8 protein-coding genes are annotated in these 15,485 nt (G+C 37.5%); 5 read left to right on the top strand and 3 right to left on the bottom strand.

The window, feature by feature from the left end:
- Positions 1-713: Ig-like domain-containing protein (locus IJI93_RS06205; RefSeq protein WP_292821305.1), on the top strand; the 713-nt coding region annotated here is incomplete at its 5' end.
- Between the two features lie 39 nt (positions 714-752).
- On the opposite strand, the gene IJI93_RS06200 is transcribed toward IJI93_RS06205, so the two are convergent.
- The 3 genes from IJI93_RS06200 to IJI93_RS06190 form a co-directional block, all read right to left on the bottom strand.
- Complete coding sequence (locus IJI93_RS06200; RefSeq protein ID WP_292821303.1) at positions 753-1,451, bottom strand: thymidylate synthase; 699 nt, start codon at positions 1,449-1,451, stop codon at positions 753-755.
- A gap of 220 nt (positions 1,452-1,671) precedes the next feature.
- Positions 1,672-2,244 carry a DapH/DapD/GlmU-related protein gene (locus IJI93_RS06195; RefSeq protein WP_292821301.1) on the bottom strand — a complete coding sequence of 191 codons (573 nt, stop codon included), beginning with the start codon at positions 2,242-2,244 and terminating at the stop codon, positions 1,672-1,674.
- 8 nt (positions 2,245-2,252) lie between these two features.
- Positions 2,253-2,939, bottom strand: a complete 687-nt coding sequence (locus IJI93_RS06190; RefSeq protein ID WP_292821299.1) for a hypothetical protein — start codon at positions 2,937-2,939, stop codon at positions 2,253-2,255.
- A gap of 203 nt (positions 2,940-3,142) precedes the next feature.
- Between IJI93_RS06190 and IJI93_RS06185 the strand changes: the two genes are divergently transcribed.
- The 4 genes from IJI93_RS06185 to IJI93_RS06170 all read left to right on the top strand — a co-directional run.
- On the top strand, positions 3,143-3,715 hold the full coding sequence (locus tag IJI93_RS06185) for a helix-turn-helix domain-containing protein (RefSeq protein WP_292821297.1): 573 nt from the start codon (positions 3,143-3,145) through the stop codon (positions 3,713-3,715).
- A gap of 157 nt (positions 3,716-3,872) precedes the next feature.
- Complete coding sequence (locus IJI93_RS06180; protein ID WP_292821295.1) at positions 3,873-5,537, top strand: AMP-binding protein; 1,665 nt, start codon at positions 3,873-3,875, stop codon at positions 5,535-5,537.
- A gap of 228 nt (positions 5,538-5,765) precedes the next feature.
- Complete coding sequence (locus tag IJI93_RS06175) at positions 5,766-6,128, top strand: hypothetical protein (protein WP_292821293.1); 363 nt, start codon at positions 5,766-5,768, stop codon at positions 6,126-6,128.
- 1,021 nt (positions 6,129-7,149) lie between these two features.
- A partial coding sequence (locus IJI93_RS06170) for a Cna B-type domain-containing protein (RefSeq protein WP_292821291.1) occupies positions 7,150-15,485 on the top strand: 8,336 nt, incomplete at its 3' end.

Here is a 15,485-nt window from a genome sequence, read left to right as displayed (position 1 = left end):
CTGTAAGATTTTCGGTTGATGGCCAGAAGGGATCCGTTAAAAGTGATGCTGACGGTGAAGCTATTTTTGCCGTTTCCACTTTGGCTCCGGGCACTTACACGGCTGTTGTCTCATACAACGGTAACGGCAAGTATAATCCATCCGCTTCAAGCGTTGATATTGTTGAAAACAGGATAACAACCAGCATTTCACTATGCTATGACAATGCAACCGGAGAATTGGTTGCCAATTTGATAAATGCCGAAACTGGAAATGGCATTACTGGAGCTAATGTAGTATTCACCATAAACGGTGTAAAAACAACAGTAAAAACCAAAAATGGTCAGGCCAGACTTTCAATCGGCGATGCAGATCCAAACAATTTCAATGCATCTATTTCCTATGGGGGAAACAGCAAATACCTGAAATCAACAGCTTCAATAAAAATCGTTGAGGGTAGGATACCAACTGTCATCTCCAATGCATATGACAGGCAAACCCAGGAAATTGTAGCTACATTAACCAACAACCAAACAGGCCAGGCCATTAAAGGCGGTAATGTGGTGTTCACCATAAACGGCGTAAAAACAACTATAAAAACCGATAAATTTGGCCAAGCTAAAATTTCAGTTGCAGATTTAGACATAGGCCAATGGTTAATCAGCAGCTCCTATGGTGGAAACAGCAAATATGACAAATCAACTGCATCAATCACTATTATAAAAGATAACTGATTTTAATTTAAAAAAATAAGTTAATAAGGTTAGTTAACCTTATTTGTTTGCTTTAATTAATTTGCGAGCTGCTCTTAAGTCAGTATTGTAGATATGGCCTGAGGTTGAGTGGTAGTGAACTCCACCGAAGTTTAATTTTTCACCCATGATTTCTTTATTCACTTCTTCTTTCATTTTCAATCCGAGATATGCTATGAAAAACATGTTTGAGTAGAATGCACCGAAAATGTCATTGCTTCTGAATATGCAGTGTATAGTCAATTCGTTGTCACGGACAAGACATTGCAGAAACTGAAGGCATGGAATATCTTCCCTGTCAGCATCCAGTTGAGGGTCGATTGTAACCGCCACTGCTCTGTTTGAGCCTGTTGCAGTCAATATTCTTTCCTTCATGGTGTTGAACTGGTCAATGTCAAAGTGCGCATAGATACGGTTAGGGTAGGTGTAGACGAATCCCTGGTCATCAGGATTTTCCGCTGATTTTACATACTCATATAATGCATCGCTTTTAATGGGACAGCCTTCCATATCGAATTTTCCGGATTTGATGTCTGCCAATAGCATTTCAGGGGTGTAGTGCTGATATTTTGCTCTGAACTTTAAATCGAAGGGATCGTCGATTATATAAAAATTCCCCAAACTTTCAACTAAATGATGATTTGAATCTTTATAAGTTTCTTTTCCTTGCTTTAAGATTTTATCAACGAAATCTAGGTAACATTTATTGATAGTTAACATAAGATAGCTCCTTTAATTATATAATTTTTTATTGCATATGATATAAATAATTTATATTTTGCCGAACTTGGACATTCTTGGTGCATTACCAGTATATTTTGGAGTTTAAAATATATTTTAAAGACAGTTGATGTTATCATTTTACATAATCGCTTAAATATTCAATTGCTTTTAATGTTGAAAATAATTTAATCAACTATCCATTCAAGTATCTGGCAGGTTAATCATCGCCGACTTTTTTGATGAATTTTGCAGGTATGCCTGCGACAATTGTATTTTCATCAACGTCCTTTGTCACTACCGCACCTGCCGCAACAATGGCGCCGCTTTTTATCCTGACTCCTGGAAGGACAGTGACATTTGAACCCAGCCACACTTTGTCTTCAATGTATATTGGTTCCGGATGCATATCTGCCCTTTTATCAGGGTTTTGATCATGATTCAATGTTAAAAGACAGGCGTTATGGCCTATTAAAACGTCATCTCCGATATATATTCCTCCCTGATCCTGCATTTTGCAGCCAGAATTGATGAAGACGTTTTCTCCTATATGTATGTTTTTTCCAAAATCGGTATTGAAAGGAGGTATCAGTCCCAATGTTGGGTTTGGCTCCTGATTGGTCAGTTCTCCAAACAATTGCTGGATTTCTTTGGGAGTGTGATGCTCGGCATTGATTTTATGGGTAATCCTTAAGGCTTCGTTGAGCATCTCATGCATGAAGAGATGCTCAGGTGAACCTGCAGTGATTCTTTTTTTATCATTCACATGATTTAGATAGTCTTCAAGTTCCATTCAAATCCCTAAATGTATTTTGATATTAGATTAAACAGTTCAATCGCCTTGTCGGTTGATGTCTGGTTGGTTATGTCTTCCGGAATTTCGTATACGAATGTAGGATATCCCGCCTGAGCAATAGGTTTTGATACCAGAACTGCAGATGTTGACTTGTAGCTTTCGTTGCCTGTAACAGGATAATAGTTGAAGTCACTTGTCTTGTTGATATCTGTAGCTATTTTCACTGAAGCGTCATCCATTTCAGGGGTTGCAAGATAGAATCCCTGGCCATATCCTGCCATATGTGAATGGCTGATGATGACTGCTCCTGCATCGGATTTTGTAACGTCCGGGTTAACGTAGTCATGCACGAGGCTTTCTCCGTTTGCCCTTCCCGCATTATAGTCTGTTGGCCTGTCGGTTACTGTGACCTTGTAGTGGATTATTTTAACATCATCGTTTTCATATTGCTGAGCCGCCTTTATTTCAGGTTCGATTGAAAGAGGTTCCCTTGGATGGATTCCGGTAATCAATGCAATGCATTTTGGAGCATTTTCATTTCCATAAACGCATTTTTCAACAGTTCCAATACTTGTATTGGCCAATGTCTCGTAAGATGCATCGCTTCCGGATGAGCCCAGATTGGAATAAATCACGCCGGCAATAACTATCAGCCCTATTATAATCAGTATAAGTTTGGTTTTGTTTTTCAATTTTTCACCCTTATTTGATATTTGGTAATCTCAAGTAAATATCTTTTTTGAAAATAATGAATATCTAACATTTTTTTACTTTTATTTTCAATATAATTCAAAAATTTGGCTTATTTTAGGTTATCTTTAAATATCTTATCAAAGATAATTATTAATACTTAAATTGTTTTAAGTGTAAATTCAAAAAAAAATGTGTGAAAAATATGACAAACGAAGACTTTGCAAAAAAGATAAAAGATATCAGAGAAAGACAGAACATGTCTATTGAAGAGCTGTCCGAAAGAAGTGGCGTGAAGCTTGAAGTCCTAGAAGCAATGGAATCAGGTGAAGTTATTCCATCACTCACTCCGTTAACTAAGATGGCAAGGGCTTTAGGCGTAAGGTTAGGTACATTTTTAGATGACACACCAGAACTCGGACCTGTCGTTACAAGAGGCGGCGTGACTGAAAACTCCCTTTATTTCTCAGGAAGGGAAGATGTTACAAATGCTACAAATCTTGAGTTCCACTCATTAGGCGCAGGAAAGATAGACAGAAACATAGACCCTTTCATGATTGACATCAAGTTTGAGGAAGGTGAAAAGGAACTTTCATCACACGAGGGTGAAGAGTTCATCTATGTGCTTGAAGGCGAAATCGAAGTGATTTATGGAAAGGACACTTTCACAATAGGTGAAGGCGACACTATATTTTATGACTCAGCGGTTCCTCACCACTTACATGCAAGCGGTGAAAAAGATGCTAAAATATTAGCTGTGCTTTACACTCCATACTGAGGTGAAAAATATGATTAAAATAACTTTTAAGCCAAAAATAGATAGATTTTACACAGAAACTTTGAATTTGGACTTGGACACATTGCAATTGGGATTGCATTGATGATTTGTATTTTGGTAAAGTTATTTTATTGTTTAAATTAATGAGGTGAAAAGCATGTCTGAATTATTTACAGAGCTTCCGTTAGGGAAGTTTTTCGAATCAATGGTTGAAAAGCAACCAGATCATGAATTTATCGTTTATCCGGATAGAAACTTAAGATTTACATATAAGGAATTTGATGAAAGAATAGACAATCTAGCAAAAGGAATGCTGGCTATTGGAATTGAGAAGGGAGACCATGTTGGAATATGGGCGAAAAACGTGCCTGAATGGCTGACCTACATGTTTGCAACCGCAAAAATCGGAGCAACAATCGTAACGGTCAACACAGCATACCAGTCCCATGAATTGGAGTATGTGTTAAGGCAGTCCGACATGAAGGCGTTGGCCATGACCGACGGTTTCAGGGACACAAGCTACTTTGACATTATAAATGAACTTGTTCCCGAACTTAAAAGCTGTGCAAGGGGTCATCTTGTGGCCGAAAAGTTCCCTCATTTGAAATTCGTCTTCCACGTAGGTCAGGAAAAGCACCGCGGAATGTACAACACCAATGAATTGTTGCTTCTCGGTATGAACTATGACGATGAGGAATATCAGAAGGTCAAGGACTCAGTTACACAGCATGACGTCATCAACATGCAGTATACTTCCGGAACAGAAGGTTTTCCGAAAGGCGTAATGCTTACAAGCCGCAACATTGTAAACGACGGCTACTACATTGGAGAGAACATGAACTACACTCCTGCTGACAGGTTGCTGTTGCAGGTGCCTCTTTTCCACTGTTTCGGAACAGTTTTAGGCGTAATGGCTGTGATTACCCACGGTTCAACCATGGTTGTTCTTGAGGAATATGATCCATTATTGGCAATTTCATCAATCCAAAAGGAAAAGTGCACATCCATTTACGGCGTTCCTACAATGTTTATCGGAATGATGAACCATCCGATGTTTGAGATGTTTGACATGAGCTCACTTCGTACAGGCATCATGGCGGGATCAACTTGTCCTGTCGAAACCATGAAGGACGCAATCGAGAAGATGAACATGAAGGAGATCACCAGCGTTTATGGCCTTACCGAAGCGGCTCCAGGTTTCACACAGACCAATGCCGCCGATTCATTCGAAAAAAAGATTAACACTGTAGGCCGTAAGTTTCCGAACATTGAAGTCAAGATTGTCGATCCTGAAACCGGCGAAGAGGTCGGCGTCGGAGAGCCTGGTGAGATAATGTGTCGTGGTTTCAACGTGATGAAAGGTTACTACAACATGCCTGAAAAGACCGCCGAGACAATCGAGCCTGACGGATGGCTTCACTCAGGAGACCTTGCTACAGTCGATGAGGACGGATACTATTCAATCGTGGGACGTATCAAGGACATGATTATCAGAGGAGGGGAAAACATCTATCCTCGTGAGATTGAGGAATATCTCTTTACCCATGACTGTGTCCGGGACGTTCAGGTGGCAGGAATTCCCGATGAAAAATACGGAGAAATCGTCGGAGCTTTCATAATTAAGGAAGACGGCTTTGAGGATGTAACCGAAGCGGACATTCGTGATTTCTGTATAGGATCCATTGCAAGATATAAGGTTCCTAAGTACGTTTTCTTTGTTGATGAGTTCCCGCTTACCACAAGCGGCAAGATTCAAAAGTACAAGTTAGGCGAAATAGGCCTTAAGCTATTGGATGAAAGACGTGAAAGGGGAGAGTTGTAATCTCTCTTCAACTATTTTTTTATTGATTTTTGTTTGTAAAATTGTTCTCATTTAAAACTGGCTATTTTTTATACTACTTTTTATAAATAATTTATTATACAATTTTATATTATTAAATTAGTATTGTATTATACTTAAAATAGTGTATAGAGTTATTTAAAAAGTTATTTAAATGATTAAGTATAAATTATGCTATATTAAGTCAAATAAGGCGTTATTGTGATAATCATGAATCAAAATTCAACTTTCAATGAAAAGTTCAATGCTCTCGGCGAGTATTATGTTATTGAAAAGCCCAATGAAATAAAAGATTTTCTGAAGGATAATGAGAAAATATTTGTTCTTCTCGAAGAGGTCAAACCATATCTGAATCAGTATTTCATAAATGAGAATTATAATCTTGAAATGGTCTATGATCCTGAATGCGGTGATGAGGACCATTTGGTTTTAAGAATATATGTGTCTCGTGAAAGGTTTCGAAATGGGGTAAGTGAGGACATCGAACATATCCGGGAAATGTTAAGACCTTTTAGAAGAAAATATCAGGTCTTGTCAGAATTTGCGGTTAGGGCAGGTGTGAAGAATGTTTGATTTTGCCGGATTTTATGATGTGGGAGAAAATCTAAAGAGATTCTTGAACAGGTCAGTGCCTTAAGAAATTCACCGCCCTTTCAAATTTAGGAATATTTTTTTTTTAATTAATTAAAAAATTGCATTAAATTAATAAAATTGTTTAGATTTGAAAAATCTATTTTTCATGATAAAATTTAAAGGAAACTGAAATCTTTATTTTTCGCAATTCTGACTTACAATTGACAGATTTATTATATACATTTTATGTGGTTAATATATATTCAATAAATAAAATCATGCTTGCCATATGGGGTATCAAAAATTTATTTCATGATTTGAAAAATTCTTATTATCATGAGCTGTTTTGCTTATAGGGATAGTTGAACTTTCTGATTTTTTAAAGAATTGATTTTTTCTCAGTATATATTAATATTAACTTTTTGACTTTGAATCATTAGAATTAGTTTGCCATAATTATTTTTAAGAATTTTGGCCATCTGTTCAATTTCGGTCATTTTTTTTCTTTGAGACTCACACTTTTGTTAAAAATGTTTTTATAAATTTAACAAAAAGTTGATTTAATTAATATTTTTCAGCTGGATTGCATTTTCATTTAACATTTTGTGCATAATTTTATTACTGTAATGTGTTTTTTACAAATTATTTTGGTCAGTGCAATTTTGTAATATTTATATATATCTTATATTTAATGTATAACTGTAAAAGAAGCGACAAATTTCAGGTGTTTTTGGCCATCAAAAATATCCGATTTTTGCCAAAAAAATATTGCATATGAACGCAACATTTTTTTACATTCTTTTATTCCCCGTTTGGGGAGGTATGCTAAATCTGATTTAGCATATGGGTAAGTAAAAAATTGTATTCTATAGGAGGAGATAATATCAATAAAAAAATAGTAAATCCTATTTTATTTATTTTGATATTATTCTTGTTTATATCTTTATTGGGGGTTGTTAGCGCATCGCAAGATATCGCTATGAATACAACGGCATTACAAAACACGAGTGGTGATGTCGGCGTGCTCACGCTGTCGGGCGATGTTTCGACTGACGAATTACAAGCAAACAATGATGATGAAATATTAACTGCAACAGACCATGATCTGTCCGGTTCTACACTTGATGATATTCAAAATTATTTGACTACCGGTGGTGTAGGAGAAGGAGATACCATTTATCTGGGAACTGGAACATGGACTTCGACATGGGATCAATGGAGTTCAGATGTAGTTAATCTTAACATTGCGAATATAATCATTAGTGGTGGAACCAGCAGCGATCCTAGCGGTTTTGCTACTATAAGTTCCGGAAGTAAGATATTCAGTGTAAGTGCTCCTGGAGTTACCATAAGGAATATCAGATTTACGAATACACAGGGTCCTGCCCTTGCTGTGAATATACAGAGTTCAGACTGTACAATTTCAAATTGTGTTTTTGATCATTGTATTAATCAGAACGGGGGAGCTATTTACAGTTCCTCTGCTGCTTCAAATACAAAAATTGAAAATTGTATATTTACAAACAATGAAGCCATGTATAACTCAAAAGGAGGAGCCATGTATTTGGAAGGCTCCAACACTGAGATAACTGGCTGCAGTTTCAATGGAAATAGTGGTGATGGAGCAATTTACAGCACTGGTTCCATTAACGTGTATGGATGTAATTTCACTTCACATACAAATCGTGCTATTTATATGGTAGGTTCAGGTTCAGTTGTTGACAATTGTATATTTATCAACAATGCTTTAACCGGATGGAACAACGGTGGTGCAATTTTCATTGCCAATTCCAGTTCAAATGTTAAAAACAGCAAGTTTGAAGGAAATAAGGCAAGCGCCGGAGGTGCCATTCATGTTGATACTGCTGCTAAAAATACAAGAATTGAAGGATGTAACTTCACTGAAAACTCCGCTTTAAATCAGAACGGAGGAGCAATTAATTCTGCTTGTGAAGGATTGACTGTAACTGATTGTATTTTTGATGGAAATACAGTTGAAAACAGTAATGGTCATGGAAGTGACATTTACAGTAGTGGTGCCAATGGTCAAATTACTGATTCCGCTTTCAAAGGAACCTGCGCTATAGATGCTGTTAAAGCAAATAATGAATTAATTGTTACTTTAACAGGTGACTTTGGAGATACTATTGCAGGCAGTGCTAGTTTAAGCAATTTATACTATTGGAATGGTAAAAGCAAAGCTCCTGTTGTAATCATTAGTGGAACTCAATTTAATGTAGTGAATGCAAATGTTACTGTGGAAGTTTATGATTCCGCTACATTAATGGATAATTTCAGTGCTTTAACAAATGCTGACGGTCAGATTACATATGACTACAGCAGCATTCCATTCGGAGATTACACCTATAAGGCATATTATACAGATGACGCTTCTGTAATGAAGGAAGGTTATTTATATAATATAGTTGCTGGAGATAAGTTTTCAGACATTGAAAGTGTAATCAGTGAGACTCCTGCCGGAGGAACTGTTTATTTAAGGAATGTCACTTACACCAATGATATACAAAGAAACATTGCTGTTAATAAAGCAATTACTATCATTGGTAAAAACGGCACTGTCTTGGATGCTCAACAATATTCCAGAATATTTGACATTGCCAGCGGTGATGTGAATATAGAAAACATCACATTCATTAACGGTAAAGTTTCAAACATGAACGGTGGTGCCATTAACATAGCTAGTAATTGCAACAATGTACATATTACCGGTTCAACATTCAAAAACAATGCAGTAACCGGATATAATGATGGAGGGGCAATTAACATATATGGTAATAATGCTGAAATCATTAACTGTTCCTTTGAAAGCAATTCCGCAAGTTACGGTGGTGCTATTAATGTTACAGGTAGCAATGCCAAAATTGAAGGATGTAACTTTACCGCAAACAAAGCTACTCAAAATCAGTATCGCAGTGGAGGAGCAATAAGTTCTAGCGGTGCAGGATTGACTGTAAATGAATGTATTTTTGTAGAAAATACTGCCAGCCAGTCTGGTGATGACATTTACAGCAACGGCGCAAATGGCCTTATCGTAAATTCCAGTTTTTCAGGAACATGTGACTTAAGTGATGTAAAAGATGGAGTCAATTTAACACTCACTCTTACAGCAGACTTTGGAAATGCTATTGCAGGCAATGCTCAAAAGATCAATTTAAGCTACTGGGATGGCAAAACCAAAACTCCGGTAGACATTTCAGGAGGATCAAAAGTAAAGTTAATCAACAAAAACATTACTTTAGAAATTTATGATTCAAATGGGCAGCTACTGGAAAACGTCACCAATCCGACTGATGAAAACGGTCAGGTAATATTTGATTACAGCAGATATCCTCTAGGGGACTATACATATAAAGCATACTGCAGTGACGATGAGTCAATCATGAAGGAAGGTACTTTATATAACATAGTTTCCGGAAACACATTCCAGGACATTCAAAACGCAGTAAATGCAGCATCTCCTGGAGAAATCATTTATCTTAGAAATGTCACCTACACCAATGCCAATTCAAACAGCATTCTCATCAATAAGAATGTTACAATCATTGGTGCCGGTGAAAGTGTTTTGGATGCACAGGGCAAGTCAGGAATTATCAGAATTGAGGGCACTCCAAGCGTAGTTCTTGAAAACATTGCCTTTAAGAATGGTAATACAAATCAGGGTGGAGCAATCAACGCCGGCGGGTCAACATTATCCGTCAATGATTGTCACTTTGAAAACAATACTGCAAACCAGGGTAAAGCCATATATACCTGGGCAAATAATGTGAAGGTTTCAAATTCCACCTTTAAGCAAAATAACGATTTGTATGTAAGCGGTCAGGCTTCAGCCTTAAAAATGTCTGTCGCATCCGAATACAGCAATCTTATATTGAACAATGCAACCAAGGAAAACTTGACTTATTGGGACGGTTCATCCTACAAATCAGCAGATGAAATTCCTAATTGGCCAACAATTGATTTGGTTAATCAGACCATAACTGTTGAAATCTATTCCGGCGAAACCTTGATTGACAATGTCACCGGAAAAACAGACAGCAACGGTGAAATGATATATGATTACAGCGATTTGGATAAGACCGTGAGCTATACCTATAAGGTATACTATTATGATGGAGATAACAAACTTCAGAAAGAGGGTACCTTATTCAGTATTGTTGAAGGAAATAAGTTTTCCGATATTCAAAATGCCATAAATGCCGCATCTCCTGGTGAAACCATTTATCTGAAAGGCGTTACCTATACAAATGACGGTGTGATAATGCTCAATAAATCAGTTTCCCTCGTCGGTGTGGACGGCACTGTCTTGGACGGTGAAGGCAAGTCAAGAATACTTACTGTAACCAATGGTGCTGACCATGTGGCTCTTGAAAATATTGAATTCATAAATGGTGCTCAAACAGACCATGGAGGTGCCATTTACATTGACCCGAGCTGTAACAACGGAATTATCAGAAACTGCAGTTTCTCAAATAACTCCGCAACCATCGGTGGTGGAGCTATCAGAAATCAGGGTGGATGGAATTGGGTTATCTCCAATACCACATTCATCAACAACACTGTTTTAACAGGTGATTCCAACGAAATCAATTTCGGTGGAGGAGCTATCTGGTCATGTAATTCTGTAATGGATATACACAACAGCACATTCAAGGAAAACAACGCTACATTCGGTGGTGCTTTAAGAGGACCGTTCAACATATATGATTCTGTGTTTGACAGCAATCTTGCTCGTGACGGTAACGGTGGAGCTATAGATGTAGCAACCGATGCAGGTCTTGCATACGGTCTTGTGCTTGAATTTAGAAATTCAAATTTCACAAACAACGATGCAAAAGGTAAACGTAGCGACGACAGGGCACAAGGTGGTGCAATCCACATCTTTGAGATTCAGGAAGTGGACATGTACAACTGTATTTGTGTCAACAACACCGCAGACAGGGGAGGAGCAGTTGACTACTACAAAATGAACATTACCTATGTGGAAAACTGTACATTTGTAAACAACAACGCTTCTTCAGAAGGTGCCGGTCTAGCTATTTTCTGTCATGACAGTACATTTAAGGATTCAATCATTTCCAATAACAATGCAGGTACCGACGGTGGTGCTATTTGGGTTATAGGAAACAACGCTAAATTCATAAATGTTACATCAAACAATAACACTGCCGCAAGAGGAGGTTCCTCATATATTCGCGGTGATGATATTCTTGTTGTTAACTCAACCTTTAACAACAACAGTGCGATTTATAACGGCTCTGAAGAGTCCGGTCTTGGTGGAGCATTGGACGTTCTCGGTGATAACTGTAGAATCATCAATGTAACAGCTGATTATAACAACGCTTATCGTGGTGGTGCTGCATTCATTCGTGGTGACAATACTTCTGTGAGAGATTCAAAATTCGACGGTAACAATGCTACTGGAAGAGGTGGTGGACTGAACATCGCTGGTGAAGGATGTACAATCATTAATGTTGATGTATCCAATAACAATGCATTCGACGGTAACACTGAAAACTCAGGTCTTGGTGGAGGTATCTATGTGGTAGCCGACGGTACAATTTTCATCAATGTAACAGCCGATAACAACACTGCTAAAAACGGTGGTGGAGCTTATATTAATGGTGACAACATTTATGTTGAAAACTGTACTTTAAATGGTAATAAGGCAATCAATAACGGTACTGAAGACTCAGGTCTCGGTGGAGGATTGGACATTTTAGGTCACGGATGTCAGCTCATCAATGTAACAGCAGATGAAAACACCGCTTATCGTGGTGGTGCCGCATTCATTCGTGGTGACAATACCAGTGTTAAAAACTCAAGTTTCGACGGAAATAACGCTACTGTCAGAGGTGGTGGACTGAACATCGCTGGTGATGGATGTACCTTCGAAAATATAGAAGTTTGTAACAACAATGTTCTAGCAAACAGCAGTGATGAAAACGAAGGTCTTGGTGGAGGTATCTATTTACTTTCAAATGGCATAGTATTTAGAAACATTACCATTGACAACAACACCGCTAAAAACGGTGGTGGAGCTTACATCAAAGGTAACAATACTGTCATTGACAACTGTACATTAAGTAACAATATCGCTTACTTCAATGAAAATGATGTCAACGGATCAGGTCTTGGTGGAGCTCTTGATATTGTAGGTAACGGCTGTAACATGACAAATGTCACTTCACTTAACAACATCGCTTACCGTGGTGGATCAACATTCGTTCGTGGAAACAACACTATTGTAGAGGACTGTAAACTGGACGGTAACAACGCTACCTTGAGAGGTGGTGGATTGAACATTGCCGGTGAAAACTGTACAGTTACTAACGTTGAAGTTTCCAACAACAATGCAGGTCTTATGGGTGGTGGTATTTACGTAGTTTCAGACGGAACCGTATTTACTAACATAACTGCTGATAACAACACTGCTGAACGTGGTGGAGGTGCTTTCATCAACGGTACAGGCATACACGTATTCAATAGTGAGTTTAACAACAACAAGGCTATCTATAATGAGTCTAGGGCTAATGAATCCGGTCTTGGTGGTGGTATGGATATTGCTGGTAATGACTGTTACATTAATAATACTCATTCCAACAATAACACTGCTTACCGTGGCGGATCCACTTTCATTCGTGGAAACAACACTGTTATTGAAAACTGTAACCTGGACGGTAACAACGCTACCTTGAGAGGTGGTGGATTGAACATTGCAGGTGACAATTGTATAGCAACCAATATTAGTGTTTCCAATAACCATGCAGGTACCATGGGTGGTGGTCTTTACATATTATCCAATGGTACTGTAATAACCAATATTACTGCTAATAACAACTATGCTGAGCGTGGAGGATCTGCATTCATCAACGGTACCAATGTCAAAATTTTAAATGGTCAGTTGAATAACAACAAGGCTATTTATAATGAGTCTAGGGCTAATGAATCAGGTCTTGGTGGTGGATTTGATATTGCAGGTGACAATATTCTAGTCGATAATGTTCACTCAAACAATAACACCGCTCACCGTGGAGGGTCAACATTCGTTAGAGGAAGCAACGTAACCATTTCAAACTGTAATTTGGATAACAACTCTGCTACTTTAAGAGGTGGAGCATTGAACATTGGTGGCGGAGACAACTGTTCCGTTATCAATGTCAGCTTGTCCAATAACAGAGCAGGTACCGACGGTGGTGCAGTTTACGTTATTGGTAATAATTCATTTTTCGATAATGTAAATTCAACAAATAACACCGCCCAACGTGGAGGTTCATCATTTATTGGTGGAAACAATGTTACAGTACAAAATTCCAATCTAAACAACAATTCCGCTTCAATTCGCGGTGGTGGTTTGGATGTTGCAGGTAATGACTGTAAGTTCATCAATGTAACTATTTCAGACTGTAAAGCCGGTGAAGATGGTGGTGCTGTTTACGTCAGAGGTGATGATGCATTATTTGACAATGTGACTTCTATAAACAACACTGCACTTCAAGGTGGTTCCAGTTATATTATTGGAGAACGTGCTACCGTTCAGAATTCCACATTCAGGGAAAACACTGCTATAAAAATTGAAGGTGACTATGAAACAGGTAACGGTGGTGCAATCAATATTCAAGGTGATGATTCTACATTTTTAAATAATGACATTTCATTTAACCATGGAAACCTTGGTGGTGGAGTATTTATTTATGGTGGAAACACATTATTCATCAATAACAATTTCACATTCAACAATGTGACAGGATTTAACTCCATGGGTGGTGCTGCAGCCATTGAAGGAGACGGTGCCAATTTCACCCATAACAACTTCATTTCTAACACTGCTGATGATAACGGTGGTGGAGTATTGATAGCTAGTGCGGATGCATATTTCGATGACATCTATGCTTTCAACAACACTGCCGAAAACGGTGGATTTGCAAAAATTTTATTCGGAATGGATTTAATAATTAAGAATTCCACCTTTGAAAGCAATCACGCAACTGGTAATATAGGAAGAGATAGAGGTGAAGGTGGAGCTTTCCATTTAGATTGGGCCTTTGGTGCAGATATTCAAGGAAATTTCTACAACAACACTGCAACAAACGGTTCAGCAATCTATGTACAATGGTCTTCTGATGTAAGGGTGCATGATTCAAGATTCTTTGACAATCAGGCACACACTTACTGTCTGCCTATACTTCCTGGAAACGGTACGGTTTTCTATACAAAAGATAAAAAAATCATAACCATTTCCCATATAGGCGGAGACAATATAATTAATGCTATCCACAGCAGGTATGATCCTGATGAGGAGGAGTATTGCGAAATTGTATTAAACAATGTAACATATTCGTTTTATAATAACGAAAATAGAACAAATAAAACAACCCCAACTGAAGATATTACTCCTGTTATAGGCTATCAAAACAGTGATAATGGTAATAAATTATATCTGGATGATTTAGAAGATGATCAAGTAATATATTATACTGTTACAAAAATAGGTGAAAGGGCATTACCAATTAATGATAATGATAGAACTGATATTTCAGGTAGTATAAGATTAGATTTATCTGATTTGGGTGTTGGAAGATATAGAGTTACCGCACATTATCCTGAAACTTTATATTACACTGAAATCGCTAACGAAACATGGTTCAGAGTAATTGACGTTAGAGATATTAATGTTACTAAAGTTTGGGATGATAATAATAACAGAAGCGGACTCAGACCTAATAACGTAACCGTTGAATTATGGGATGATAATGGCGTAATTGAAACTGTAACATTATCCGAAGACAATAATTGGAACTACACTTTCGAAAATTTACCAGTTTTAGATGATGAAGGTGAAGTAATCAATTATACTGTAAAAGAATTGCCTGTTGCTAATTATACAACAGTAATCACTAATATTACAGATTATGAAAATTACACCTACTGTAATTTCACTATTACAAACACTTATTTAATGGAATATATTAATTTGAATGTTACTAAGGTTTGGAATGATTCTGATAATCAGGATGGTGTACGTCCTGTTAATGTGACTGTTGAGTTGTGGAATGGTACTGCTGTTGTTAATACTACTGTTTTAAGTGAGGCTAATAATTGGACTCATGTTTTCGTTGATTTACCGGTTTATAGTGCTGGTAGTGTGATCAATTACACTATTCGTGAAGTTGATTTACATATTGACGGATATACTACAGTTGTAAATAACAGTACTGCTTATAACTGGACTGTTACTAACACTTACGTTCCAAATGTGACTAGTTTGAATGTTACTAAGGTTTGGAATGATTCTGATAATCAGGATGGTGTACGTCCTGTTAATGTGACTGTTGAGTT

This window comes from Methanobrevibacter sp., assembly GCF_017431965.1.
Taxonomy (GTDB): Archaea; Methanobacteriota; Methanobacteria; order Methanobacteriales; family Methanobacteriaceae; genus Methanocatella.
This window is presented reverse-complemented; position numbering and strand designations above follow the sequence as displayed.

Coding starts and splice junctions, on each gene's coding strand:
- IJI93_RS06195 (WP_292821301.1), bottom strand. CDS start 2,244: ATGGAACTTGAAGACTATCTAAATCATGTGAATGATAAAAAAAGAATC.
- IJI93_RS06180 (WP_292821295.1), top strand. CDS start 3,873: ATGTCTGAATTATTTACAGAGCTTCCGTTAGGGAAGTTTTTCGAATCA.
- IJI93_RS06185 (WP_292821297.1), top strand. CDS start 3,143: ATGACAAACGAAGACTTTGCAAAAAAGATAAAAGATATCAGAGAAAGA.
- IJI93_RS06200 (WP_292821303.1), bottom strand. CDS start 1,451: ATGTTAACTATCAATAAATGTTACCTAGATTTCGTTGATAAAATCTTA.
- IJI93_RS06175 (WP_292821293.1), top strand. CDS start 5,766: ATGAATCAAAATTCAACTTTCAATGAAAAGTTCAATGCTCTCGGCGAG.